This is a genomic window from Mixta hanseatica (assembly GCF_023517775.1).
Classification (GTDB): domain Bacteria; phylum Pseudomonadota; class Gammaproteobacteria; order Enterobacterales; family Enterobacteriaceae; genus Mixta; species Mixta hanseatica.
Genome location: NZ_CP082904.1, coordinates 4,248,117 through 4,271,979, shown reverse-complemented (window position 1 = coordinate 4,271,979; position 23,863 = coordinate 4,248,117). Strand labels below are relative to the sequence as shown.

Genomic DNA, 23,863 nt, shown 5'->3' with positions numbered 1-23,863 from the left:
TCAATCATGAAAAACAAAAAACCCGCTCAAGGCGGGTTTTTTATCACTAACACTTAACTGCTCAGGCTGTTGCCTTCATCGCTATCGTAAGGGCTAGCGAGCTGTTATCAACGCTTACAGCGCGACAACATTGGCCGCTGCAGGGCCTTTAGCACCGTTCTCGATAGAGAACTCAACTTTCTGACCTTCGTCTAAGGTTTTGAAATCGTTGCTCTGGATTGCAGAGAAATGTACGAATACATCTTTGCTGCCGTCTTGAGGAGTGATAAAGCCGAAACCTTTCTCAGCGTTGAACCATTTTACTAAACCAGTCATTTTGTTAGACATTGATAATTCCTTGATTGTTTTTTGAGCCACTCTTGGTGACGAATAGGTCTGCTTTGCAGATTTTTACTTATGGGGCACTTAGGAGGAGCTCACGAGGAAGGGTATCAATAGATAACGCTTGAACTGAGGACTGCTTTACTAAAACTGCTTACATAAGGTCTGTGTTTCAAACCGATGTCGCTATACTATCCTGGGTCCGATCCCCATTGCAAGCTTTAACTTCATTAATATTAAAATGTCGATCGATAGCGCCGCCAACCGCATCCCACAGTGGAAATATAACAGAGCGATTAAACAAAGGTAACGGCGTTTAGCCGCCGCCAGCTTTGCGTATAAAAAAATCCGGCATGCTTTTAACAGCATTACCGGATTTTTCACGTTAGGGTTTGTCCCGTTACGCTAAAGCAGCCGCACCTGCGGCCGCTTTAGGCAACACGCGCCTTATTCCACAGTAACCGATTTTGCCAGGTTACGCGGCTGGTCCACGTCGGTGCCTTTGATTAGCGCCACGTGATAAGAGAGCAACTGCAACGGCACGGTATAGAAGATCGGGGCGATAACTTCCTCTACATGCGGCAAAGAAATGATCTTCATCCCTTCGCTGTCGTTAAAGCCCGCATCCCGATCGGCAAACACATACAGCAGGCCGCCACGTGCGCGCACTTCTTCGATGTTGGATTTCAGTTTTTCCAGCAGTTCGTTGTTCGGCGCGACGACGATAACCGGCATATCGGCATCGATCAGCGCCAGCGGACCGTGTTTTAGCTCGCCAGCAGCGTAGGCTTCCGCATGAATATAAGAGATCTCTTTCAGCTTCAGCGCGCCTTCCATTGCAATGGGATACTGATCGCCACGCCCGAGGAACAGAGCGTGATGCTTATCGGAGAAATCCTCCGCCAATGCTTCAATCAGCTTGTCCTGCGCCAGCATCTGCTCAATGCGGCTCGGCAACGCCTGCAGCGCATGGACGATATCATGCTCAACCTGCGCATCCACGCCTTTCAGACGGCCAATCTTCGCCACCAGCATCAGCAATACCGTCAGCTGAGTGGTAAATGCCTTGGTGGAGGCCACACCGATCTCCGTTCCGGCTTTAGTCATCAGCGCCAGATCGGATTCACGCACCAGAGAAGAACCCGCGACGTTACAAATAGCCAACGAGCCGAGGTAACCCAGCTCTTTTGACAAACGCAGCGCGGCCAGCGTATCCGCCGTTTCACCCGACTGAGACAGGGTAATCAACAGGCTGTTTTTACGGACCGCCGATTTGCGATAACGAAACTCAGAGGCGATTTCCACATCGCAGGGCAGGTTAGCCAACGATTCGAACCAGTAACGCGCCACCATGCCAGAGTTGTAGGAGGTGCCGCAGGCGATGATCTGAATATGTTCAACCTGGCTCAGCAGGTCATTAGCGTTCGCCCCCAGTTCAGAAAGATCGACTTCGCCATGGCTAAAACGCCCGCTCAGGGTGTTTTTAATCGCGTTAGGCTGCTCGTAGATCTCTTTCTGCATGTAATGACGGTAGCCGCCTTTGTCGCCGGCATCATACTGCACGGTAGATTCGATTTCGCTGCGCTTGACGGAATTACCGGCGCGGTCAACGATAGTGATTTCCCGACGCGTAACCTCGGCGATATCGCCTTCTTCCAGATAGATAAAGCGGCGAGTTACCGGCAGCAAAGCCAGCTGATCGGAAGCGATAAAGTTTTCACCGACGCCACAGCCGATAACCAGCGGGCTACCTGAACGGGCGGCCACCAGCAGAGACGGATCGCGGCTATCCATAATTACCATACCGTACGCGCCGCGCAGCTGAGGAATCACGCGTAGTACCACTTCGCGCAGGCTGCCGCCCTGTTTCTGTTCCCAGTGCACCAAATGCGCCACAACTTCCGTATCGGTTTCCGAAACGAAGTGATAACCGCGTTCGATCATCAGTTCACGCAGCGGCTCATGGTTTTCAATGATGCCGTTATGCACAATAACGATATGTTCAGAAATGTGCGGGTGCGCATTCACTTCGGACGGCTCGCCGTGCGTCGCCCAACGGGTATGTGCAATACCGGTGCCGCCAATTAATGGATGCTGCTCGGCAGCCTCCGCCAGCTTCTGTACTTTACCTACGCGACGCAGGCGCGTGACGTGCCCTTGTCGATCCACTACCGCTAAACCCGCGGAGTCATAGCCGCGATACTCCAGACGACGCAAGCCTTCCAGCAGTATCTCTGCGATATCACGTTGCGCGACTGCGCCAACAATTCCACACATAGTTCTATTCCTGACTCATGGCGCTGATGCGCCCAGCGTTGTCATCTGACCTGATATACCAGCGTTGCTGGTTTCCCCGAGCCTTGTAGAGAGTGGGGAGTTATTGTTTTATTTTTTCTTCACCGGGCGTTGCCAGCCCGATTTTTGAATCTGTTCTTTACGGTTATAAACCAGCTCGCCAGCGGTCACGTCCTGCATAATGGTGGTGCCAGCGGCAATCGTCGCGCCGCTCGCGACCATTACCGGCGCCACCAGCTGCGTATCGGAACCGATAAATACATCGTCGCCGATAATGGTTTTTGATTTATTGGCGCCGTCGTAGTTGCAGGTAATGGTGCCGGCGCCGATATTTACGCCAGAGCCGATCTCGGCATCGCCCAGATAGCTAAGGTGACCTGCCTTCGAGCCTTTGCCCAGTCTGGCTTTTTTCATTTCTACAAAGTTGCCGACGTGTGCGGCTTCACCCAGCTGACTGCCGGGACGCAGGCGCGCAAACGGGCCAACGGTACAGGCGACCTCCAGCTCAGCATCTTCAATTACGCTGTATGGGCTGATTTCACACCCGTCGCCGATAACGCTGTTTTTGATCACGCAGCCCGTGCCGATCTTAACGTTATTGCCCAGCTTTACCTGGCCTTCCAGGATCACGTTACTATCGATCTCCACATCACGGCCGTGCTGCAGCTCGCCGCGCAGATCGAAGCGCGCCGGATCGCGCAGCATTACGCCGGCCAGCAGCAGCTTTTCTGCCTGCTCGGTCTGATAAATACGTTCCAGCGTCGCCAGCTGCAGGCGGTTATTGACGCCTTCCGTTTCGCTAATGCGTGACGGCTGAACGGTAGCGATATGTCGTCCTTCCGCCGAGGCCAGCGCGATAATATCGGTAATGTAGTATTCGCCCTGCGCATTGTTGTTGGTGAGCTGGCTTAACCAACGTTTCAGGTCGCCGCCGTTCGCCACCAGAATGCCGGTATTAATCTCACGAATCGTCAGTTGCTCCGGCGAGGCATCTTTTTGCTCAACGATGCCGGTCACCGCACCGTTTTCACGTACGATACGTCCATAGCCGGTGGGGTTATCAAGCGTCACGGTTAACAGGCCAATTCCGCCTGTCGGCTTCGCTGCGCACAGCCGCGCCAGCGTATCAACGGTGATTAACGGCACGTCGCCGTACAGCATCAAGATATCTTCGTCATCGGCAAAGAAAGGAGCAGCCTGCTGCATCGCGTGTCCGGTTCCTAACTGCTCAGCCTGCAGCACCCAATTCAGCGCATCGTCGCTCAGCGTGGCCTTCAGCCGATCGCCGCCGTGACCGTAAACCAGATTGATTGCGCGCGCGCCGACACCTTTAGCGGCATCGATAACGTGTTGAACCATGGGTTTTCCTGCCAGGGTATGCAGGACTTTAGGAAGATCGGAATACATGCGTGTTCCCTTGCCGGCAGCAAGGATCACCACACTCATTGCGCTGTTAGACATAGCCATCCTGATAGAATTTTTACAGAGGAAAGTTAAACGGTTTCGCCCTGAGATTACTACATTTTTCTCCTGGCGAAATTAACCGGCTTTCCAATTATAACCACGCCCAAGAATGCACCGCCGTAGAGGATAAATACAACGAAAAAAGGCGTTTTGTAGCTGCTTAATTTTAGCTGTGTAGCAAGAGGGAGCGGGGCGGGATCTATAAAAAAAATGCCAGCCCGTTTGGGGCTGGCATGATTAGCTGCTGTTAAGCCTGATTACATCGCTTTCTTGGTCAGTTCGATGACGCGCAGCTTGGCAATGGCTTTCGCCAGTTCTGCCGAAGCCTGGGCATAATCCACGTCGCCATGGGCTTTGTGAATATGCTCTTCCGCTTTGCGTTTCGCTTCTAACGCACGCGCTTCATCAAGATCTGTGCCGCGAATCGCCGTATCGGCCAGAACGGTAACCGTCCCTGCCTGTACTTCCAACACGCCGCCAGAGAGATAGATATACTCTTCTTCGCCGTGCTGTTTAACGATACGCACCATACCAGGCTTAATGGCGGTCAGCAGCGGCGTGTGGCCAGGGAAAATACCCAGCTCACCTTCGCTACCTGACACCTGAATTTTCTGTACCAGACCGCTGAACATCTGCTGTTCTGCGCTGACAACATCCAGGTGATAAGTCATAGCCATTTTCAACCTCCCGGAAAACCTCCCCCGTTCTATTGAAGGGACGCCGTGGATAGTCCCGAATCACCGTCTTAAGCCAGCGATCCGGGATAATCTGCGCCGCCCCTGTCTAGTCAGGGGAAAGTCATTACAGTTTCTTCGCTTTTTCCACGGCTTCTTCGATGGCACCAACCATGTAGAAGGCCTGCTCTGGCAGGTGATCGAACTCACCGTCCATAATGCCTTTAAAGCCACGGATGGTGTCTTTCAGCGAAACGTATTTGCCCGGAGAACCGGTAAATACTTCTGCTACGAAGAACGGCTGAGACAGGAAGCGCTGAATTTTACGTGCGCGAGCCACCAGCAGTTTGTCTTCTTCAGACAGTTCGTCCATACCGAGGATGGCGATAATGTCTTTCAGTTCCTGGTAACGCTGCAGAATAGACTGCACGCCACGCGCGGTATCGTAGTGTTCCTGACCTACCACCAGCGGATCCAGCTGACGGCTGGTGGAGTCCAGCGGGTCAACGGCCGGGTAGATACCCAGAGAAGCGATCTGACGGCTCAGGGTAACGGTAGAGTCAAGGTGGGCGAAGGTGGTCGCCGGAGACGGGTCAGTCAAGTCATCCGCAGGAACGTAAACGGCCTGAACAGAGGTGATTGAACCGGTCTTGGTGGAGGTAATACGCTCCTGCAACACGCCCATCTCTTCCGCCAGCGTCGGCTGATAACCTACGGCAGACGGCATACGACCCAGCAGCGCGGATACTTCAGTACCGGCCAGGGTGTAGCGGTAGATGTTATCGATGAACAGCAGAACGTCGCGGCCTTCATCACGGAATTTTTCCGCCATGGTCAGGCCGGTCAGTGCTACGCGCAGACGGTTACCCGGCGGCTCGTTCATCTGGCCATAAACCAGCGCAACTTTGTCGATTACGTTGGAATCGGTCATTTCGTGGTAGAAGTCGTTACCCTCACGAGTACGCTCGCCCACGCCGGCAAATACCGAGTAACCTGAGTGCTCAGCCGCGATGTTACGGATCAGCTCCATCATGTTTACGGTTTTACCTACGCCCGCACCACCGAACAGACCGACTTTACCGCCCTTGGCAAACGGACACATCAGGTCGATAACCTTGATGCCGGTTTCCAGCAGTTCCTGCGAGTTGGACTGATCTTCATAAGAAGGCGCAGCACGGTGAATAGAGGCGATCTCTACTTCGCTGCCGTCTTCATCTTTCAGCTCGCCTTTCATATCGATCGGCTCGCCCAGCACGTTCATGATACGGCCCAGGGTAGCTTTACCCACCGGTACCTGAATCGGCTTTTTAAGGTCAGTCACTTCCAGGCCGCGTTTCAGGCCGTCGGAAGTACCCATAGCGATGGTACGAACCACGCCGCCGCCCAGCTGCTGTTGTACTTCCAGCACCAGACGCGCATCACCATTTTTAACCTCAAGGGCGTTGTACACCTGCGGTACAGCGTCCTGAGGGAACTCGACGTCAACTACGGCGCCGATGATCTGGACAATCTTTCCAGTTGCCATCTTGAATCCTCTACCTAATTCGTTTCTACCCATCGTCATGATCGTCGCAGCGTTGATCGCGCGTTACGCTCAGCTGCCCGGTCAGCCTGTCGGCAGCCGCGCCAGTGACGGGGTATACCTGGTTAAACCGCGGAGGCCCCCGAGACGATCTCGGTAAGTTCCTGGGTGATGCTGGCCTGACGAGCTTTGTTGTATACCAACTGCAGCTCTTTGATCAGGTTGCCGCCGTTGTCGGTCGCCGCTTTCATCGCCACCATACGTGCGGCCTGTTCGCTGGCCAGGTTTTCCACAACGCCCTGATAAACCTGTGATTCGACATAACGACGCAGCAGGGTATCCAGCAGCGATTTCGGATCCGGTTCGTACAGGTAATCCCAGGTTTTTTTCTCTAACTCTTCTTCCCCTTCCGCTGGCGGTAACGGCAGCAGCTGAGTGATCGTTGGAGTCTGGGACATGGTGTTGTTAAATTTGTTGCTGACCACATACAGCTTGTCGAGACGACCTTCGTCATAGGCCTGCAGCATGACTTTTACCGGGCCAATCAGTTCGGACAGGGAAGGGTTATCACCCATACCGGTCACTTGTGCCACGACATTGCCACCTACAGAACCGAAGAAAGCCAGCCCCTTGGAACCGATAATCGCCAGATCGCTCTGAACGCCTTTATCAGACCAGGCTTTCATCTCTGCCAGCAATTTTTTGAACAGGTTAATGTTCAAACCACCACAAAGCCCGCGGTCGGTAGAAACGACCAAATAGCCGACGCGCTTAACGTCGCGCTCTTCCAGGTAAGGGTGCTTGTATTCCAGATTACCTAACGCAATGTGACCAATCACTTTGCGCATGGTTTCTGCATACGGACGGCTGGCCGCCATGCGTTCCTGCGTTTTACGCATTTTGGAGGCGGCGACCATTTCCATCGCTTTGGTGATCTTCTGCGTGTTTTTCACGCTTCCGATCTTGGTACGTATCTCTTTTGCGCCGGCCATTAGCTTCTCCTCAAAGCCTTGCGGCCTGCCTTTTCAGACAAGCCGCCAGACATTACCAGGACTGGGTTGCTTTAAACGTTTCGAGGAGGCCTTTCAGCTTCTCTTCGATTTCGTTGTTGTAGTTACCAGTTTGGTTGATTTCCTGCATCAGCTCGGCGTGTTCGCGATCGGCATACGCCAACAGCGCAGCTTCAAAGCTACCGATTTTCGCCAGTTCGACGTCGTTCAGGTAACCACGCTCAGCGGCGAACAGCACCAGACCCTGTTGGGCAACGGACATCGGCGCATACTGTTTCTGCTTCAGCAGCTCGGTCACTTTCTGACCGTGGCTCAGCTGTTTACGAGTCGCATCGTCCAGATCGGAAGCAAACTGGGAGAATGCAGCCAGTTCACGATACTGTGCCAGCGCGGTACGGATACCACCGGACAGTTTCTTCACGATCTTAGTCTGAGCGGCGCCACCCACACGGGATACAGAGATACCCGGGTTAACAGCCGGACGAATACCGGAGTTGAACAGGTTAGATTCCAGGAAGATCTGACCATCGGTAATTGAGATTACGTTGGTCGGAACGAACGCGGAAACGTCACCCGCCTGCGTTTCGATAATCGGCAGGGCGGTCAGTGAACCGGTTTTACCTTTTACTTCACCTTTGGTAAACGCTTCAACATATTCAGCGTTGACGCGGGAGGCGCGCTCCAGCAGGCGAGAGTGGAGATAGAACACGTCACCCGGGAACGCTTCACGGCCCGGCGGACGACGCAGCAGCAGAGAGATCTGACGGTAAGCGACAGCCTGTTTAGACAGGTCATCGTATACGATCAGCGCGTCTTCGCCGCGGTCGCGGAAGTATTCGCCCATGGCGCAGCCTGCATACGGAGACAGGTACTGCAGCGCAGCGGATTCAGACGCGGATGCAACCACGACGATGGTATTAGCCAGCGCGCCATGCTGTTCCAGTTTACGCACCACGTTAGCAATGGTGGACGCTTTCTGGCCGATAGCCACGTACACGCATTTGATACCGGAATCGCGCTGGTTGATGATGGCGTCGATAGCCAGAGCGGTTTTACCGGTCTGACGGTCACCGATGATCAGCTCACGCTGGCCACGACCGATTGGAATCATCGCATCGACAGATTTGTAGCCAGTCTGAACCGGCTGGTCAACGGATTGACGATCGATAACGCCAGGCGCGATCACTTCAACCGGAGAGAAGCCGTCATTTTCAATCGGGCCTTTGCCGTCGATAGGTTCACCCAGGGTGTTAACCACGCGGCCCAGCAGGCCACGGCCTACCGGAACTTCCAGGATACGGCCGGTGCATTTAACTTTCATGCCTTCGGCGAGGTCAGCATACGGACCCATAACCACTGCACCAACGGAGTCGCGCTCCAGGTTCAGGGCGATAGCGTAGCGGTTGCCCGGCAGCGCGATCATTTCACCCTGCATGACATCGGCCAGGCCGTGTACGCGGATGATGCCGTCGCTGACGGAAACAATAGTACCTTCGTTGTGAGCTTCACTCACGACATTGAACTGAGCAATGCGCTGCTTGATCAGTTCGCTGATTTCGGTGGAATTCAGTTGCATATGCTCCAGTCCCCTTAAGACTGCAAGACGTCTGCCAGACGCTCAAGACGGCCGCGTACGCTACCGTCAATGACCATATCACCCGCCTGGATGATAACGCCTGCCATTACAGACTTATCGATTTTGCAATTCAGCTTAACTTTGCGTGACAGACGCTTTTCCATTGCGGTGCTGATTTTAGTCAGCTGCTCGTCGCTCAGCGCACTGGCAGAGATGACATCCACTTCCGCGGTCGCCTCCCAGGCGTCACGCAGGTGGATGTACTGCTCCAGTACTGCCGGCAGCGCGGACAAACGTCCGTTTTCTGCCATAACCTTGATAAGGTTCTGACCTGCTTCGTCGAGTTGGTCACCACAGACTGCGATGAACGAGGCAGATAAGGTTTCCGGTGCCAAAGCACCGGAAAGCAATTCGGCCATCTGTTCGTTGCTGGCGACAACTGCCGCGAAGGTCAGCATTTGCTGCCAACGATCGATGCTTTGATGCTCAACGGCAAAGTCAAAAGCTGCTTTGGCGTAGGGGCGAGCTACAGTAATTAGTTCAGACATCAGCCCCTCCCTCCTTACAGTTCAGCGACCAGTTTATCTACGATGTCGCTGTTAGCAGCTTCATCCACGGAACGTTCGATGATTTTCTCGGCGCCGGCCACAGCCAGCATCGCGACTTGCTTACGCAACTCTTCACGAGCACGTTTACGCTCGGCGTCAATTTCCGCCTGCGCCTGTGCCACGATCTTGTTACGTTCCTGCTCAGCTTCAGCTTTCACTTCGTCCAGGATCTGAGCGCGACGTTTGTTCGCCTGCTCGATGATAACCTGAGCTTCTTCTTTCGCTTTTTTCAGCTGGTCGGTCGCAGTTGCCTGTGCGAGATCCAAATCTTTTTTGGCGCGTTCTGCAGAAGCAAGGCCTTCAGCGACTTCTTTCTGGCGCTTTTCGATGGCAGCCATAATCGGCGGCCATACGTACTTCATGCAGAACAGGACAAACAGGACGAACGCGATGGCCTGGCCGAGGATTGTTGCGTTAAGGTTCACAGCACAATGCCTCTTGTTAAGTTAACTTACTCTGCCGTTATCGAAGACAACCTGCAGAATCTGCTCATCGTCTGAGGCTTAGCGCACCAGAACGATGAACTCTCGTTTGGCCCTGTCGCTTAGCCCGCGACAGCAAACATCACGTACAGACCCAGACCAACAGCGATCATCGGGATTGCATCCACCAGACCCATAACAACAAAGAACTGCGTACGCAGCAGAGGGATCAGATCCGGTTGACGCGCAGCGCCTTCCAGGAATTTACCTCCGAGGATGCCGATACCGATCGCAGCACCGATTGCCGCCAGGCCCATCATCACAGCGGCAGCCATGTACAGCAGATCCATATTCAGGTTTTCCATGACAGTCTCCAGTTTGTTTCAGTTAAAACGCAGTTGTGTTAATAAAAAATCAATGTTCTTCGGATGCCATCGACAGATAGACAATCGTCAAGACCATGAAAATGAAAGCCTGCAGCGAAATGATCAGGATGTGGAAAATGGCCCAAGGCACACTCAGAACCCACTGTGACCACCACGGCAACAGACCCGCAATCAGGATAAAGATCAGTTCACCCGCATACATGTTGCCGAACAGTCGCAGACCGAGAGAGACCGGTTTAGACAGCAGGCTTACCCCTTCCAGAATCAGGTTGATGGGAATGAAAAGCGGATGATTAAAGGGTTGCAGGGTCAGCTCTTTAGCGAAACCACCAACACCTTTCATTTTGAAGCTGTAGAACAGAATCAAAATAAAGACGCCCAATGCCATTGAGAGCGTGACGTTAACGTCAGCGGACGGCACCACGCGCAGCGCAGGCAGACCAAATACATGCTCACCAATATATGGCAGGAAATCGATGGGTAGCAGATCCATAAAGTTCATCAGGAAAACCCAGACGAAAATGGTCAGCGCCAGCGGGGCGATAAGTTTGCTTTTACCGTGGTACATATCGCGGACGTTGCCGTCAACGAAGCCAACCACCAGCTCAATAGCCGCCTGTAATTTCCCCGGAACGCCGCTGGTGACGCTATTGGCCACTTTACGGAACAGCACCAGGAAAATCAGACCCAGCACCACGGAGAAAAACATGGAATCAATATTTAATACCCAAAACGTCGCCGGAGCGTCGTGCGGATTCACCAGCTCGAAAGTACGCAGGTCCAGCTGAAGGTTATTCAGATGGTGACCTATGTATTCTTGCGGAGTAGAGATTTCTCCTGCAGCCATGATGCCTCTTACCCTTTGTTGTTAATTACAGCCGGTGCCACAATCTGAACCACCAGCACCGATAACCAGGTTAGCCCAACCGGCACAAATACCGCGTTAAGCACGCCCAGCGCCAGAATGAGCAATAAAATGGTGACAAACACTTTCACCGCTTCACCGAGCGCGAAGCTCCAGGCTATACGCCCTTTTGCAGGGGCTTGCGCGCCCAGGCGCCAGGCCAAAATCACAAACAACACGTTTGGCAGCCAGGCTGCCAGTCCACCTGCGATGGCAGATGCGCCCCACGTGAAATCTTTAAGGGCAAAAAACAGCGCGCCGATAACGAGCAAAGTCGCCAACTGCCATAGCAGCACGGTCCGGGCTAATTTCACACTGTAAAGAGACACTGACATGACGCTGAAACTCTCCTGCCCCGTTCGGGGTATGTCGCGTGTCGTATAAAACTGCCTTTGCTCTTTTGAGTCAAGCAGCAAAAAACGAGCAAATTATACGGGCCGCACCTGCGATTTCAATCGATAAGTAGCGAAAAGGTGAACAATTATTTAAATTTCTTTCGACAGGCCTATTTTTTAAAAGTCGCTTCTTAAGGAAACGACCTGCTTATTACAACAATTCCGTCAAATTTGCGCTCATAAAGCGTGCGTTAGATCACATTTCATTAATATAATGCTGACAAAATACGCAGGAATAATCTTAGAAAACCTCTCCAGACAAAGATAAAAAACGTTATATTTTAACAACATAAGAAAAATAAACGATTATTATGCCTTGATCGATAATAAATAGCGTAATTTGACAGCACGATTAAAACTTTCGACAACAATATATCGTTACTTCGGTTGAGTGATAAAGTCGATATATTTTCAACAGTGACTATTTATTGGCATATTGCGCGTTAACTACGTGATCACCATGATAAACATTTGTAAAATTAAGGTTAAATATTACAGGAAGTTTCAGATAATGACTACGCGCTCATTTAACGCCTGTGCAACAAAAGCTGCCAGAAAATAGTAAAAACAAAGCGAATCAAACGGCCATTTTTTAACCACTGACGCGCGGGTAGAAGTGCCCTCCAGCGATTACCGAATGGCACAAAAAGCTAAAGTGCCTGAATAATCACCAGGTGTCGCTCGCCTTCCAGCTGCGGAACGTTCAACGCTACAATATCCGTTACCTTAAATTGCGGCGGCAATGCGGCAATTTCATCTGCGGGAAGCTGCCCTTTCAGCGCATAAAAGCGCCCTTCCCTGCCGGGAAGATGGTGACACCAGTTCACCATATCGCTCAGTGAGGCAAACGCCCGACTAATAGCGCCGTCAAAAGCAGGTTCACCGTTAAAGTCTTCTACCCGGCTTTGTACCGGCTCGATGTTCTGCAAGCCCAATGAAAACTGCACCTGGCGCAAAAAGCGTATGCGCTTGCCAAGGCTATCCAGCAGGGTGAAATGGGCATCAGGACGCACTATCGCCAACGGCACACCCGGTAAACCCGGTCCGGTACCGACATCAATAAAACGGTTGCCGGTCAGCGCGGGGTTGACCACAATGCTGTCGAGAATATGGCGCACCAGCATCTCTTGCGGATCGCGCACCGAGGTGAGGTTGTAGGCTTTGTTCCACTTATGCAGCAGTTCAACATAGCCAACCAGCTGCTGTTTTTGCTGATCGGACAGAGAAATGCTGGCTGCGCTGAGCAGTTGAGTCAGTTTATTAATCACAAAATATTCCAGTCGCTAAAGGCGGGGCAGGCTTTTGACAGAAAAATCTCGCCGACCGTGCGCGTTAGCCAGTGAAAATAAGGCGGTTTCCCGCCTTATCATCAGGCGCTTTTACGCAGCAGGCCTTGCTTTTTCAAATAAATCAGTAGGATAGAGATTGCCGCTGGCGTAATACCGGAAATACGTGACGCCTGGCCAATCGAGCTGGGTTTGTGATCGTTGAGTTTGGCGATCACTTCATTCGACAGGCCGTTAACGTTGCGATAATCCAGATCCACCGGCAACAGCGTATTTTCATTGCGCTGTTGACGATCTATCTCTTCCTGCTGACGAGCAATATAGCCTTCATATTTAACCTGTATTTCAACCTGCTCGGCAGCCTGCGCATCGGCCAGGCCCGGACCAAAGCCTTCCAGCTCCATCAAACGCTGATAGGTCAGCTCAGGGCGGCGCAGCAGATCTTCGCCGCTCGCTTCTTTCGTCAGCGGCGTATTCAACGCAGCATTCACCAGCGCCACATCCACAGATTTAGGATGGACGTGGATATCACGCAGGCGCTGACGCTCAAGCTCAATGCTTTCCAGTTTCTGATTGAATCGCGCCCAGCGGGCATCATCAACCAGGCCCAGCTCGCGTGCGGTTTCCGTCAGACGCAGATCGGCGTTGTCCTCGCGCAGCATCAAGCGATATTCCGCGCGTGAGGTAAACATGCGGTACGGCTCTTTGGTGCCGAGGGTGCAAAGATCGTCAACCAGTACGCCAAGGTAAGCCTGATCGCGACGCGGCGCCCAAGTCTCTTTCTCAGCAGAGAGACGACCCGCGTTCAGGCCCGCCAGCATGCCCTGTGCCGCAGCTTCTTCGTAACCGGTAGTGCCGTTAATCTGTCCGGCAAAGAACAGGCCCTGGATAAATTTGCTTTCCAGCGTCGGTTTTAAATCGCGCGGATCGAAGAAATCGTACTCAATCGCATAACCCGGACGCACAATCTTCGCATTCTCCATCCCTTTCATTGAACGTACGATTTGCATCTGTACGTCAAACGGCAGGCTGGTCGAAATACCGTTCGGATAAATTTCGTTGCTGGTCAACCCTTCCGGCTCAAGAAAGATCTGATGCGCGTTACGATCGGCAAAGCGCATCACCTTATCTTCGATCGACGGGCAGTAACGCGGGCCGATCCCTTCGATCACGCCAGCATACATCGGGCTACGATCGAGGTTATTGCGGATCACCTCGTGCGTCTGCTCATTGGTATGGGTGATGTAGCAGGGCACCTGCTGTGGATGCTGCGCAGCATCGCCCATAAACGAGAAGACCGGCATTGGGTCGTCGCCATACTGCGGAGCCAGCACGCTAAAATCGATGGTGCGGGCGTCGATACGTGGCGGCGTACCGGTTTTCAGACGGCTGACACGCAGCGGCAGTTCACGCAAACGGCGCGCCAGCGGAATGGATGGCGGATCGCCTGCGCGGCCACCGCTGTAATTATCGAGGCCGATATGGATTTTGCCGTCAAGGAAGGTGCCTACCGTCAGCACCACCGCACGAGCGCGAAATTTCAGCCCCATTTGGGTCACGGCGCCGACTACCCGATCGTTTTCCACGATCAGATCCTCTACCGCCTGTTGGAAGATCATCAGGTTAGGCTGATTCTCCAGCGCAGTGCGTACCGCCTGACGATACAACACCCGGTCTGCCTGGGCGCGAGTAGCGCGAACCGCCGGTCCTTTGCTTGCGTTTAGTATCCTAAACTGGATGCCGGCACGATCGATCGCGCTGGCCATCAGGCCGCCCATCGCATCCACTTCTTTCACCAGATGTCCCTTTCCGATGCCGCCGATCGCCGGATTACAGGACATTTGTCCCAGCGTATCGATGTTATGGGTTAACAGCAGCGTTTGTTGACCCATCCGGGCCGCAGCCATAGCGGCTTCAGTGCCTGCATGACCACCGCCAATGACGATGACGTCAAAAGGATCGGGATAAAACATGGGAAATACCTCGTTAGTGTTCGATCAGGGATCATTGCCCTGGGGCGTGGATTCTACTCAAATTCATAGCGTGACGAAAGGGCTGGGATCGCAGGGTATTTAATAGAAGATCTTTATTCTTTAAAGGATCTCTTTGTTAGATCTCTTATTAGGATCGCCAGTTTCTGTGGATAAGCCTACCTTTGCTTAGCAGATCAATCAGTTGTTGAGGATCATTAGCTGTGAATGATCGGTGATCCTGATCCGTATAAGCTGGGATCTAAATGGCATCTTATCCACAGCTGAAAAAAGAACCAAGGGTTATACTTTGGATAACTACCGGTTATCAGACCCTTTCAAGCATGGTTATCCACAGGTTGCCGCAAGATCCTGAGGTAAAAACAGTGCAAAAAGCTGGGGATCAACCGAAAAAAGGGCGGAGATCCCAGCTTCGATCGCGCCTTTTACAGCAGTGAGCGCCAGTTTTCTAACCAGACCTCTGCCGGATCTTCCGGGATCTCATGCTCAAGGACATCAATTTCCAGCCGCTCGCCGATGCGTTTTGCTCCCAGGCTAACGATCAGCTGCTCAAACTGCTTAATGGCGCCGCAAAAAAGATCGTATTCACGGTTGCCGATGCCGATTGCGCCAAAGCGCAGGTCGGAAAGATCCGGACGCTGCTGTTCCAGCGTTTCATATAAAGGCTGCAGATTATCCGGCAGCTCGCCAGCGCCATGCGTAGAACTGACGATCAGCCATAAACCCTGTAAGGAAAGTTCATCCAGCGTTGGGCCGTGCAGCGTCTCGGTTGAAAAACCCGCTTCTTCCAGCTTGTCAGCCAGATGTTCGGCAACATATTCCGCACTGCCAAGAGTGCTGCCGCTAATAAGAGTGATATCTGCCATAGTGCGATCCTGCAACGCGCTGCTATCAAGAGCGAGCATTGTACGCTGTGATCAGGCTGGGATCTACCTGTGGAAAACAGGAAGATTAATGTGGGTTAATGCGTGGATCCGCCGGTCTGGCGCGGCTCCACGATCGGGATAAGGTTATGCACAGCTCAGGGCTTAATGGTGCGCATGATCGGGTTCTGTAACGAGATCAGGGTTTCGGTGGACTGGATTTCGTCAATGGTCTGGATCTTGTTGATAAGCACCAACTGCAGAGCATCGATCGATCGGCACATGACCTTAATAAAGATGCTGTAGTGACCGGTGGTATACCAGGCTTCAACCACTTCATCCAGCGCTTCCAGTTTGGCCAGCGCCGCTGGATAATCGCGGGCGCTTTTTAGAATAATGCCGATAAAGCAACAGACGTCATAACCCAGACGTTTGGGATCGATCTCTACGCGCGTACCTTTGATAATGCCGGCCTGACGCATTTTCTCTACCCGCACATGAATGGTACCGGGGCTAACGTTAAATTGTTTGGCCAGTTCGGCATAGGCGGTACGGGCATTATCCAGCAGCGCATTAAGGATACCGCGATCCAGATTATCAAGTTGTAGCGTTTCTGCCACGTTACGCTCCATGATGGGTTAAGTATAAGAAGAAGAGACGTTGGCTGAGCCGGAAAATATGCCCGACTGGCCTGAGGCATCCTACCGTTGAAGAGACGGAAAGCAAAGGCAATCTACCGGCGGGGCTAACGCTTCCAGCGACGCAGCAGACGCTGCTTCAGACCGGTATCGAAGCGCCAGATATGATCGAAAATACGCAGAATGCCCGGTTTCCCGTGCGCTGACAGGGCGACGGCATGAAAGCGCTGTTGCTGTTGTTGTTGCTGTTGCCGGAGAGTTTTAACCAGCGCATCCGGCAGCCGCTGAGCAATAAAGTCTGAGACGATCACCGCATCCGCATCCTGCCAGGCTTTGGTCTGCAGGCGTTGCAGCACCGCTTCCAGACAGGCGGCGAGATCGGTGCCGCCGCGAAAGCGTTGGTTAAGAAAGCGAATTGCCTGAGCGATACCGTCCTCCGCCGTCAGTTCATAGCTCACCACCTGATGCGCGAACAGCATGATGTGGCAGCGGCGTTGGTCAGCCAGCGCCACTTTGAGCAGCGCCAGACAGAAGGCCTTTGCGCAGCGCTCATTAAAACCGCCCATAGAACCCGAGGTATCTACGCAGACAATAAAAGGGCCGCGTGGGCAGGCTTCCTGTTGCTGATGTGTGACCGGGCGCTGCGTTATTTTTTCATGCCAGCTTTCACCCTGCAGACGATAGGTCAGCAGGCGTTTCTCTACCAGCCGCCGGTAAAATTCCAGCTCCAGCTCATTGATGCCCAGCGTCGCCAGCTCGGCAGGCAACAGTCGCAGCACATCTTCGCTTTGATGCAGGCCATTTACTTCTTCCGGCACGCTGGCGGGCTCGCGCATCTGTCGAGGCAGCGCTTCCTGCGGCATCTCTTCGGCAGGAACCGCTTTTGCCGCGCGGCTGCGGCCCAACTGCTGAGCCAGTTTTATCAGTTCCGGCTGTCCGGCAAGGAACTCGCCATACTCCACTAGCTTCTGATAATCGTGGTGCTGTAACGGCGCGGCGCTCATATCCCACAGGCGACCAGCGGAGGCGTCCTCGTTTTCCGCCAGTAGCGGCGCCAGCTGCCCGCTAAGCGCCATACGCTGCTGCAGTTCCGCCAGCAGCGCTTCCTGCTGTTCCTCCAGCAGCTGCTCATTCAGCGTCATGGTTTGTAACGTCAGGCTGAGCCGCCAGCGCTGAAGAAAAAGTATATGCTGCGCCGGGCTTATTTGCTGACCATCGCTATGGTCAGCCAGTCTCTGCGCCTGCCCGGCAAAAGGCGAAGCCAGCTTAACCAGATTGTTTAACAGAGCAGGCAAGGCCGCGGTAAACTGCGGCGCATCAAGGGTTTGATAGTGCTGAAACAGCTTAAATTCCTGATTCAGCGTCACGGGTACCGGCGTGGCCTTTAGATGCTCAGCGATTTCTGCCTTCCTGCGCGGCATATCGCGCATGAGCGCCTGCTTCATGCCGGGGAATTTTTCAAAAAACAGTACCAGCTGCGGCGAAGCCAGAAGGGCAATCACCAGATCTTCGACCAGATCCCCCTGGCTAACCGACAGCAGGGCGCTAAGCGCATCCAGAGAGATCATCGTCGGGCTTGTTTTAGCTGTTCAGCCACATCCTGCAGGCTATTTTCAATACGGGCCAGCCAGTCGTCGCTGATAAACAAGCAGCGTTGATGCTGAATAAAGAGCGAGCGTTGGGTACGCAGTTGGTTTTCCAGCTCGTCCAGCGCCTCGCTGATTTCGGTCGGCAGCGCTTCGTTATCAATGTTGCCAGGCTGCGCCAGCCGCGACGACTGTAGGCTAACGTCGCGCAACGTCAGGCAATCGCTGCTGTCCACCTGCAAATCCAGCGTCTGCGCAAAGCCGATACCATTCAGCTTGCCGCGCACTTCGCCGCCTTTTTGCAGCCACTGTTGCAGCGCCTGGTGGGCAATCGCCACATGAGTGACTTGTATCTCATGCAGTATTAACGGCTGTTGCAGCATCAGCGTCAGCGTATCGCCAGTCAGCGAGGCGGGAAGTTCATAATGCGCTTTACGGCTAAACATACCGCCATGCTTTTCCAGCTGGATCGCCCGATCGAGGCTGTGCTGCTGCGCCAGCGTCAGGCGTCGCGCTTTAATATGCTGTAGCCGGATTAGCATCGGTTGCTGCTGCCACGCCTGCTGGGTTATTAAGCTATCGATTTCCCGATCCAGCAGCGTCTTTGAAGCCAGATCGTGCCACAGACAATCTTTTAGCAGGATCAGATCCACCGGCGCGATGGTTTGACGACCGCTAAAAAAGGCACAGGCCTGCAGCAGATGTATCGCCTTTTTCCAGCGCCGATCGGAAATATAGGGCGCATCCGGCAACCCTTCCAGCCGCTGGCGCAGTTGATAAATCAGTTCAAATACCGGCTCCGGCAACGCAACCTGACATATACCGGCCTGCCACTGCTGATACTCTTCATCGCTAATGCACAGCGCGTGCTCTACCGGATTCGCATTTTCATCCTGCTGGTGGATCAGCATATTGCGGAAGTTATGCTTTTCATGAACGTTATCCAGCCACAAACGGATCAGCATGCGGTCATACAGCGCTTCCAGCCCGCTGTCCGCTTCGGGCAGCTCATTGGACGCGGTGACCAACAGCCGCATCGGGATCGGTTCTTCGCTATCGCCGTTGCGAAAGCGACGTTCGTTAATCGCGGTAAGTAGCGTGTTGAGAATAGCCGGACCCGCTTTCCAGATCTCATCCAGAAAAACGATTTCCGCGTCGGGGAGATAACCTTTAGTCAGGCGCTGATAGCGGCCTTCATCTTTGAGCGCCTGAATAGACAGCGGGCCGAACACCTCTTCCGGCGTGGAGAAGCGCGTCATCAGATATTCAAACGCGCGCGCGTGCTGGAAAGCAAACTTCAGCCGACGGGCGATCAGGCTTTTGGCGATGCCCGGCGGACCGAGGAGAAAAACGCTTTCCCCGCTAAGCGCCGCTAACAGGCACAGACGAATAGCATGGTGACGTTCATATAAGCCTTTTTCTAACGCATTGCTGAGGCGAGAAATTCTTTCCGCCAGTAAATGTGGTTGAGCCATAATCAGTCAATTATCCTGTTACTACCGCACACGCAATACCCGATTAGCGAGCGCAAACATTACTGGCTATCATGCTTGAAAGCGTTGATAGACGTCAGCTTTTTTATCGCGAAACGGTGAAGCGGCGCTGCTATTGCCCAATTTTGTCGAAAGCTGCTCAGGCCCAGGGGTGGGTTTTTACAAAAAATTAGGCATACTGTGCGCTTTTTGATGGCCAGAGCCGTGCGCAGCGATGCGTCACTTCGCTCCAACAAAAGATGACATTATGAGCTCTGATAAGAAGCAACCTCTCGCCGCCGTTACGCTGGCGGCTATAGGTGTGGTTTACGGGGATATTGGCACCAGTCCGCTTTATACCCTGCGCGAATGTCTGTCCGGGCAGTTTGGTTTCGGCGTTGAGCGGGGAGCCGTATTTGGCTTTTTATCGCTGATTTTCTGGTTGCTGATTCTGGTGGTGTCACTGAAATATATCAGCTACGTCATGCGCGCCGACAATGCCGGAGAGGGCGGGATCCTGACGCTGATGTCGCTGGCGGGCCGCAACACCGGCGGACGCGCTACCGCTGTGCTGGTCATTATGGGGCTGATTGGCGGTAGTTTCTTTTATGGCGAAGTGGTGATCACGCCCGCTATCTCGGTGATGTCGGCCATTGAGGGCCTGGAAATCGCGGCGCCCTCGCTGGATGCCTATATTGTGCCGTTGTCGATTACCGTCCTGACGCTGCTGTTTATTATTCAGAAACATGGCACCGGTATGGTGGGCAAACTGTTCGCGCCAGTGATGCTGCTGTGGTTTGGCGTATTGGCGGTGCTGGGCGCGCGTAGCATTTTTCATAACCCGGAAGTGCTGCAGGCGCTGAACCCGGCATGGGCAGTGCAGTTCTTTATTGAATATAAGCAGGTTTCTTTCTTTGCGCTGGGCGCGGTGGTGCTGTCGATTACCGGCGTGGAAGCGTTATACGCCGATATGGGGCACTTCGGGAAAATACCGATTCGTCTGGCCTGGTTTAGCGTCGTGGTGCCGTCGCTGGTGCTGAACTATTTCGGTCAGGGCGCGTTGCTGTTGGAGCACCCTGAGGCGATCAAAAATCCCTTCTTCCTGCTGGCGCCGGACTGGGCGCTGATTCCGATGTTGATTCTGGCGACGTTAGCCACGGTTATCGCCTCCCAGGCAGTGATTTCCGGGGTCTTTTCTCTGACGCGTCAGGCGGTGCGCCTGGGCTATCTGCCGCCGATGCGCATTATTCATACCTCGGAGGAAGAGTCTGGCCAGATCTATATCCCGGTCATTAACTGGCTGCTCTACTATGCGGTGCTGATTGTAATTATCAGCTTTGAACATTCCAGTAATCTGGCGGCGGCTTACGGTATCGCCGTGACCGGCACCATGATCCTGACATCTATTCTGGTCTGTACGGTAGCGGTCAAAAACTGGCACTGGAATCGTTGGCTGGTGGGGGTAATCCTGCTGGGACTGTTATGCATTGATATTCCGCTTTTCTCGGCCAACCTGATTAAAATTTTTTCCGGTGGCTGGCTGCCGCTCTGCCTGGGGCTGGCGATGTTTATCATCATGACCACCTGGAAAAGCGAGCGTTTCCGTCTGCTGCGCCGCATGCACGAGCATGGCAATTCTCTGGAGGCAATGATTGCCTCGCTGGAGAAATCGCCGCCGGTACGCGTGCCGGGCACTGCGGTCTATATGTCGCGCGCGCTGAATGTCATTCCCTTTGCGCTGCTGCATAACCTGAAGCACAACAAGGTGCTGCATGAACGCGTGGTGCTGCTGACGCTGCGCACCGAAGATGCGCCTTACGTGCATAATGTGCGTCGCGTGACTATTGAACAGCTTTCGCCGACGTTCTGGCGCGTGGTAGGCAGCTACGGCTGGCGGGAAACGCCTAATATGGAAGAGATTTTCCACCGCTGCGGCCTGGAAGGACTTAACTGCCGCATGACAGAAACTTCTTTCTTTATGTCACATGAATCGCTGATTATCGGCAAGCGCCCGTGGTATTTGCATCTGCGCGGCAAACTGTTCCTGGCCTTGCAGCGTAATGCGTTGCGCGCGCCCGATCAGTTCGAGATCCCGCCGAACCGGGTTATTGAGCTGGGCACGCAGGTGGAAATCTAGCGCGATAATCTGAAGGTGGTTACGCTAGCTTTCGGGTAATTAGATGTTTTCAAACAGATAAATGCCCAGCTCAAAGCACGCGGGTGTTCAGGATGAAGAGTAAAGCGTCCCGCGGACTGGGACGGCACGGGCCGAGCTGTCAGGGATGACGCTGTTTGCGTCTTTACGATCGGCCTGAACACCTGCGTGCAGGCACTTTTTTGAAGTTTTCCTTACGGCAGTTCGAACGTTACGCTGAAGCCGCCCTGCGGTCGATTCGCCAACCGCATCCGCATGCTATGTATCGCGGCGATATGCTGCACGATCGATAATCCCAGCCCGCTGCCTGATTTCTCCTGCCCCGGCGGCCGGTAAAAACGTTCGCCGATACGCTGTAGCGCCTCTTCGCTTACGCCTGGCCCGTCATCGCTTATCTCCAGCTGCCGTTGCCGCAGCGTCACCGTTACCGTGACGCCGGGATGCCCGTAACGAATGGCATTATCCAGCAGGTTACGCAGCAGCAGAGAGAGCAACAGCGCATGTCCCTGAAAAGGCAGAGAGCCGCCCGCCAGGTTTTCCAGCCGAAGGGTGATTCCGGCACGCTGCGCGGCGCTATCCTGATCTACAATCGCCTGCCGCGTCAGCTGCGCTAAATCGACCGTTTCGCTTTCCGCCAGTGTTCGCTGCGCATCCAGACGGGAAAGCGTTAGCAACTGATCCACCAGCCGCGTGGCGCGATCGATGCCGGCATCCAGATTGACCAGCGCATGCTGACGCATCTCAGCATCGTCATGCGCCAGCTGCACCACTTCGCTTTGCACCTTTAATGCCGCCAGCGGGCTGCGCAGTTCATGCGCGGCATCGGAGGTAAACCGCCGTTCGCGTAGCAGCATCTGATGAATGCGCGAAAAGAGGCCGTTCAGGGCGTCAACCATCGGTCTGACTTCAGAGGGTAGCCTGGCGGCATTAAGGGCGGCGCTATCATCCGGTGAGCGGCGCTGCAGCTGGTGGGCGATCTGTTTTAACGGCGCCAGTTCGCGCTGTAACAGCCACAGCAGCAGGATAATCATCAGCGGTAAGGCGAATAGCCACGGTAAAAGCGTGCTGTGCACCACCGCGCCGGTCATCTCATCGCGATATTCCCACTCCTGGCCCACCGCCACCACATAGCGACCGTCAGGCGTATTCAGCCAGATCATTCGCCAGAGCTCATCATCATCGTGCAGCTTACCGTCGCGAAAACCGCGATAATGCGGCTCAAAAACAAAATTTTTACCGTTATCGCCGTCGTCAAATACCCGCTCTCCCGTGCGGCTAAAAATAGCGAAAGCCAGCGCATCGTCTTCCTGCGCGCCATGATGATCGGACAACACTTTTTTGGTCGCAGGTAGCGTGGAACGGCTCAGATCCGCCGGGTTAAGGGTAATTAGCCGCTTAGCGAACAGCATCTGCTGCGTATCAAACAGTTCATTGATGGTATGACGCGCCTGGAACCAGGCGCTGACGCTCGCTGCCCCCCAGCTTATTACCGTGAGCAGGAGGAAGCCGATCATCAACCGCGCGCGCAGGCTCATCTGCTTCATTGCGTCGCTCCCAGCGTATAACCCACGCCGTGCACGGTACGAATAAAACTGTTGCCCAGCTTTTTACGCAAATGATGGATATGCACTTCCACCGCATTGCTGGAGACATCCTGATCCCAGCTGTAGAGCTTCTCCTCCAGCTGCGCCCGCGTCAGCACCCGTCCGGCATTGAGCATAAACAGTTCCAGCAGCGCCAGTTCGCGCGGTTTCAGTTCGACAGGCGCATTATCCAGCATGACCGTACGCGCCGCGGGATCTAGCGTCAGCGTGCCGTGGGTTAAGGTGGGCTGCAGCTGACCGTGACGGCGGCGAATCAGCGCCTGCAGTCGCGCGGCCACCTCACTGAGCGCAAAGGGTTTGCAAAGGTAATCATCCGCGCCCTGCTGTAAGCCTTCCACCCGCTGCGCCACGGCATCGCGCGCGGTTAAAATCAGCACCGGAATATCTTCGCCGCGGCTACGCCAGCTGCGCAAAATATCCATACCGTCGCGCTGCGGCAGGCTAAGATCCAGCACCACGGCATCATAAGTTGCCGCCTGTAGCGCCACCATTCCCTGCTCGCCATCCATGATCCAGTCAACGCTAAAACCCAGCTTGCCCAGCCCGGCCTTGATGCCGTCACCAATTAAACGATCGTCTTCAATTAACAGAATGCGCATAGGGTTTCCCTGTCTCTTTTCCTGTCGCCGTTATACGGAAGAAACGATTCGCTTGTACAGGAATAGACGGCAAATATTGCGTACAGACAACA

At 53.9% G+C, this 23,863-nt stretch carries 21 protein-coding genes; 1 reads left to right on the top strand and 20 read right to left on the bottom strand.

What is annotated here, in order from left to right; genetic code table 11:
- Positions 1 to 114 precede the first annotated feature (114 nt).
- From cspG to ravA, 18 genes are all read right to left on the bottom strand, one after another.
- Positions 115 to 327: a cold shock protein CspG gene (gene cspG, locus K6958_RS20210; protein WP_249892738.1), complete on the bottom strand. Its 213-nt coding sequence runs from the start codon at positions 325 to 327 to the stop codon at positions 115 to 117.
- Positions 328 to 768: 441 nt separating this feature from the next.
- Positions 769 to 2,598 carry a glutamine--fructose-6-phosphate transaminase (isomerizing) gene (gene glmS, locus K6958_RS20205; protein WP_249892737.1) on the bottom strand — a complete coding sequence of 610 codons (1,830 nt, stop codon included), beginning with the start codon at positions 2,596 to 2,598 and terminating at the stop codon, positions 769 to 771.
- 108 nt (positions 2,599 to 2,706) lie between these two features.
- Complete coding sequence (gene glmU, locus K6958_RS20200; RefSeq protein ID WP_249892736.1) at positions 2,707 to 4,077, bottom strand: bifunctional UDP-N-acetylglucosamine diphosphorylase/glucosamine-1-phosphate N-acetyltransferase GlmU; 1,371 nt, start codon at positions 4,075 to 4,077, stop codon at positions 2,707 to 2,709.
- A gap of 260 nt (positions 4,078 to 4,337) precedes the next feature.
- Positions 4,338 to 4,757 (bottom strand): F0F1 ATP synthase subunit epsilon, encoded by a 420-nt coding sequence (locus tag K6958_RS20195; protein WP_085069175.1) that lies wholly within the window; start codon positions 4,755 to 4,757, stop codon positions 4,338 to 4,340.
- 124 nt (positions 4,758 to 4,881) lie between these two features.
- Positions 4,882 to 6,279 (bottom strand): F0F1 ATP synthase subunit beta, encoded by a 1,398-nt coding sequence (gene atpD, locus K6958_RS20190; protein ID WP_249892735.1) that lies wholly within the window; start codon positions 6,277 to 6,279, stop codon positions 4,882 to 4,884.
- Between the two features lie 122 nt (positions 6,280 to 6,401).
- On the bottom strand, positions 6,402 to 7,268 hold the full coding sequence (gene atpG / locus K6958_RS20185; RefSeq protein WP_249892734.1) for a F0F1 ATP synthase subunit gamma: 867 nt from the start codon (positions 7,266 to 7,268) through the stop codon (positions 6,402 to 6,404).
- A 52-nt stretch (positions 7,269 to 7,320) separates the two neighbouring features.
- Positions 7,321 to 8,862: a F0F1 ATP synthase subunit alpha gene (gene atpA, locus K6958_RS20180; RefSeq protein WP_085069180.1), complete on the bottom strand. Its 1,542-nt coding sequence runs from the start codon at positions 8,860 to 8,862 to the stop codon at positions 7,321 to 7,323.
- 14 nt (positions 8,863 to 8,876) lie between these two features.
- A complete protein-coding gene (atpH, locus tag K6958_RS20175; protein ID WP_249892733.1) occupies positions 8,877 to 9,410 on the bottom strand; it encodes a F0F1 ATP synthase subunit delta in 534 nt (177 codons plus the stop codon).
- A 14-nt stretch (positions 9,411 to 9,424) separates the two neighbouring features.
- Positions 9,425 to 9,895 (bottom strand): F0F1 ATP synthase subunit B, encoded by a 471-nt coding sequence (gene atpF, locus K6958_RS20170; RefSeq protein WP_103060313.1) that lies wholly within the window; start codon positions 9,893 to 9,895, stop codon positions 9,425 to 9,427.
- 119 nt (positions 9,896 to 10,014) lie between these two features.
- The gene (gene atpE, locus K6958_RS20165) at positions 10,015 to 10,257 is read right to left on the bottom strand and encodes a F0F1 ATP synthase subunit C (protein WP_038629267.1); all 243 of its coding nucleotides are present in this window, start codon (positions 10,255 to 10,257) and stop codon (positions 10,015 to 10,017) included.
- Between the two features lie 49 nt (positions 10,258 to 10,306).
- The gene (atpB, locus tag K6958_RS20160; RefSeq protein ID WP_249892732.1) at positions 10,307 to 11,125 is read right to left on the bottom strand and encodes a F0F1 ATP synthase subunit A; all 819 of its coding nucleotides are present in this window, start codon (positions 11,123 to 11,125) and stop codon (positions 10,307 to 10,309) included.
- Positions 11,126 to 11,133: 8 nt separating this feature from the next.
- On the bottom strand, positions 11,134 to 11,517 hold the full coding sequence (gene atpI, locus K6958_RS20155; protein WP_103060315.1) for a F0F1 ATP synthase subunit I: 384 nt from the start codon (positions 11,515 to 11,517) through the stop codon (positions 11,134 to 11,136).
- Positions 11,518 to 12,227: 710 nt separating this feature from the next.
- The gene (rsmG, locus tag K6958_RS20150; protein ID WP_249892731.1) at positions 12,228 to 12,845 is read right to left on the bottom strand and encodes a 16S rRNA (guanine(527)-N(7))-methyltransferase RsmG; all 618 of its coding nucleotides are present in this window, start codon (positions 12,843 to 12,845) and stop codon (positions 12,228 to 12,230) included.
- Between the two features lie 101 nt (positions 12,846 to 12,946).
- Positions 12,947 to 14,836, bottom strand: a complete 1,890-nt coding sequence (gene mnmG, locus K6958_RS20145; RefSeq protein ID WP_249892730.1) for a tRNA uridine-5-carboxymethylaminomethyl(34) synthesis enzyme MnmG — start codon at positions 14,834 to 14,836, stop codon at positions 12,947 to 12,949.
- Between the two features lie 443 nt (positions 14,837 to 15,279).
- Positions 15,280 to 15,720, bottom strand: a complete 441-nt coding sequence (gene mioC / locus K6958_RS20140) for an FMN-binding protein MioC (RefSeq protein ID WP_249892729.1) — start codon at positions 15,718 to 15,720, stop codon at positions 15,280 to 15,282.
- Between the two features lie 155 nt (positions 15,721 to 15,875).
- Positions 15,876 to 16,349 (bottom strand): transcriptional regulator AsnC, encoded by a 474-nt coding sequence (gene asnC, locus K6958_RS20135; protein ID WP_434085181.1) that lies wholly within the window; start codon positions 16,347 to 16,349, stop codon positions 15,876 to 15,878.
- A gap of 113 nt (positions 16,350 to 16,462) precedes the next feature.
- A complete protein-coding gene (viaA, locus tag K6958_RS20130) occupies positions 16,463 to 17,923 on the bottom strand; it encodes an ATPase RavA stimulator ViaA (protein WP_249892728.1) in 1,461 nt (486 codons plus the stop codon).
- On the bottom strand, positions 17,920 to 19,416 hold the full coding sequence (gene ravA / locus K6958_RS20125) for an ATPase RavA (RefSeq protein ID WP_249892727.1): 1,497 nt from the start codon (positions 19,414 to 19,416) through the stop codon (positions 17,920 to 17,922). Before ravA ends, viaA begins: the two co-directional genes overlap by 4 nt.
- A 265-nt stretch (positions 19,417 to 19,681) precedes the next feature.
- On the opposite strand from ravA, the gene kup reads away from it, so the two are divergent.
- Positions 19,682 to 21,550, top strand: a complete 1,869-nt coding sequence (gene kup / locus K6958_RS20120) for a low affinity potassium transporter Kup (RefSeq protein WP_249892726.1) — start codon at positions 19,682 to 19,684, stop codon at positions 21,548 to 21,550.
- 212 nt (positions 21,551 to 21,762) lie between these two features.
- Here kup and qseC read toward each other — a convergent pair whose 3' ends face one another.
- Entirely contained in the window at positions 21,763 to 23,112 is a 1,350-nt protein-coding gene (gene qseC, locus K6958_RS20115; RefSeq protein ID WP_249892725.1) for a quorum sensing histidine kinase QseC, read from the bottom strand.
- The gene (gene qseB / locus K6958_RS20110; protein WP_249892724.1) at positions 23,109 to 23,771 is read right to left on the bottom strand and encodes a quorum sensing response regulator transcription factor QseB; all 663 of its coding nucleotides are present in this window, start codon (positions 23,769 to 23,771) and stop codon (positions 23,109 to 23,111) included. Before qseB ends, qseC begins: the two co-directional genes overlap by 4 nt.
- Positions 23,772 to 23,863 lie beyond the last annotated feature (92 nt).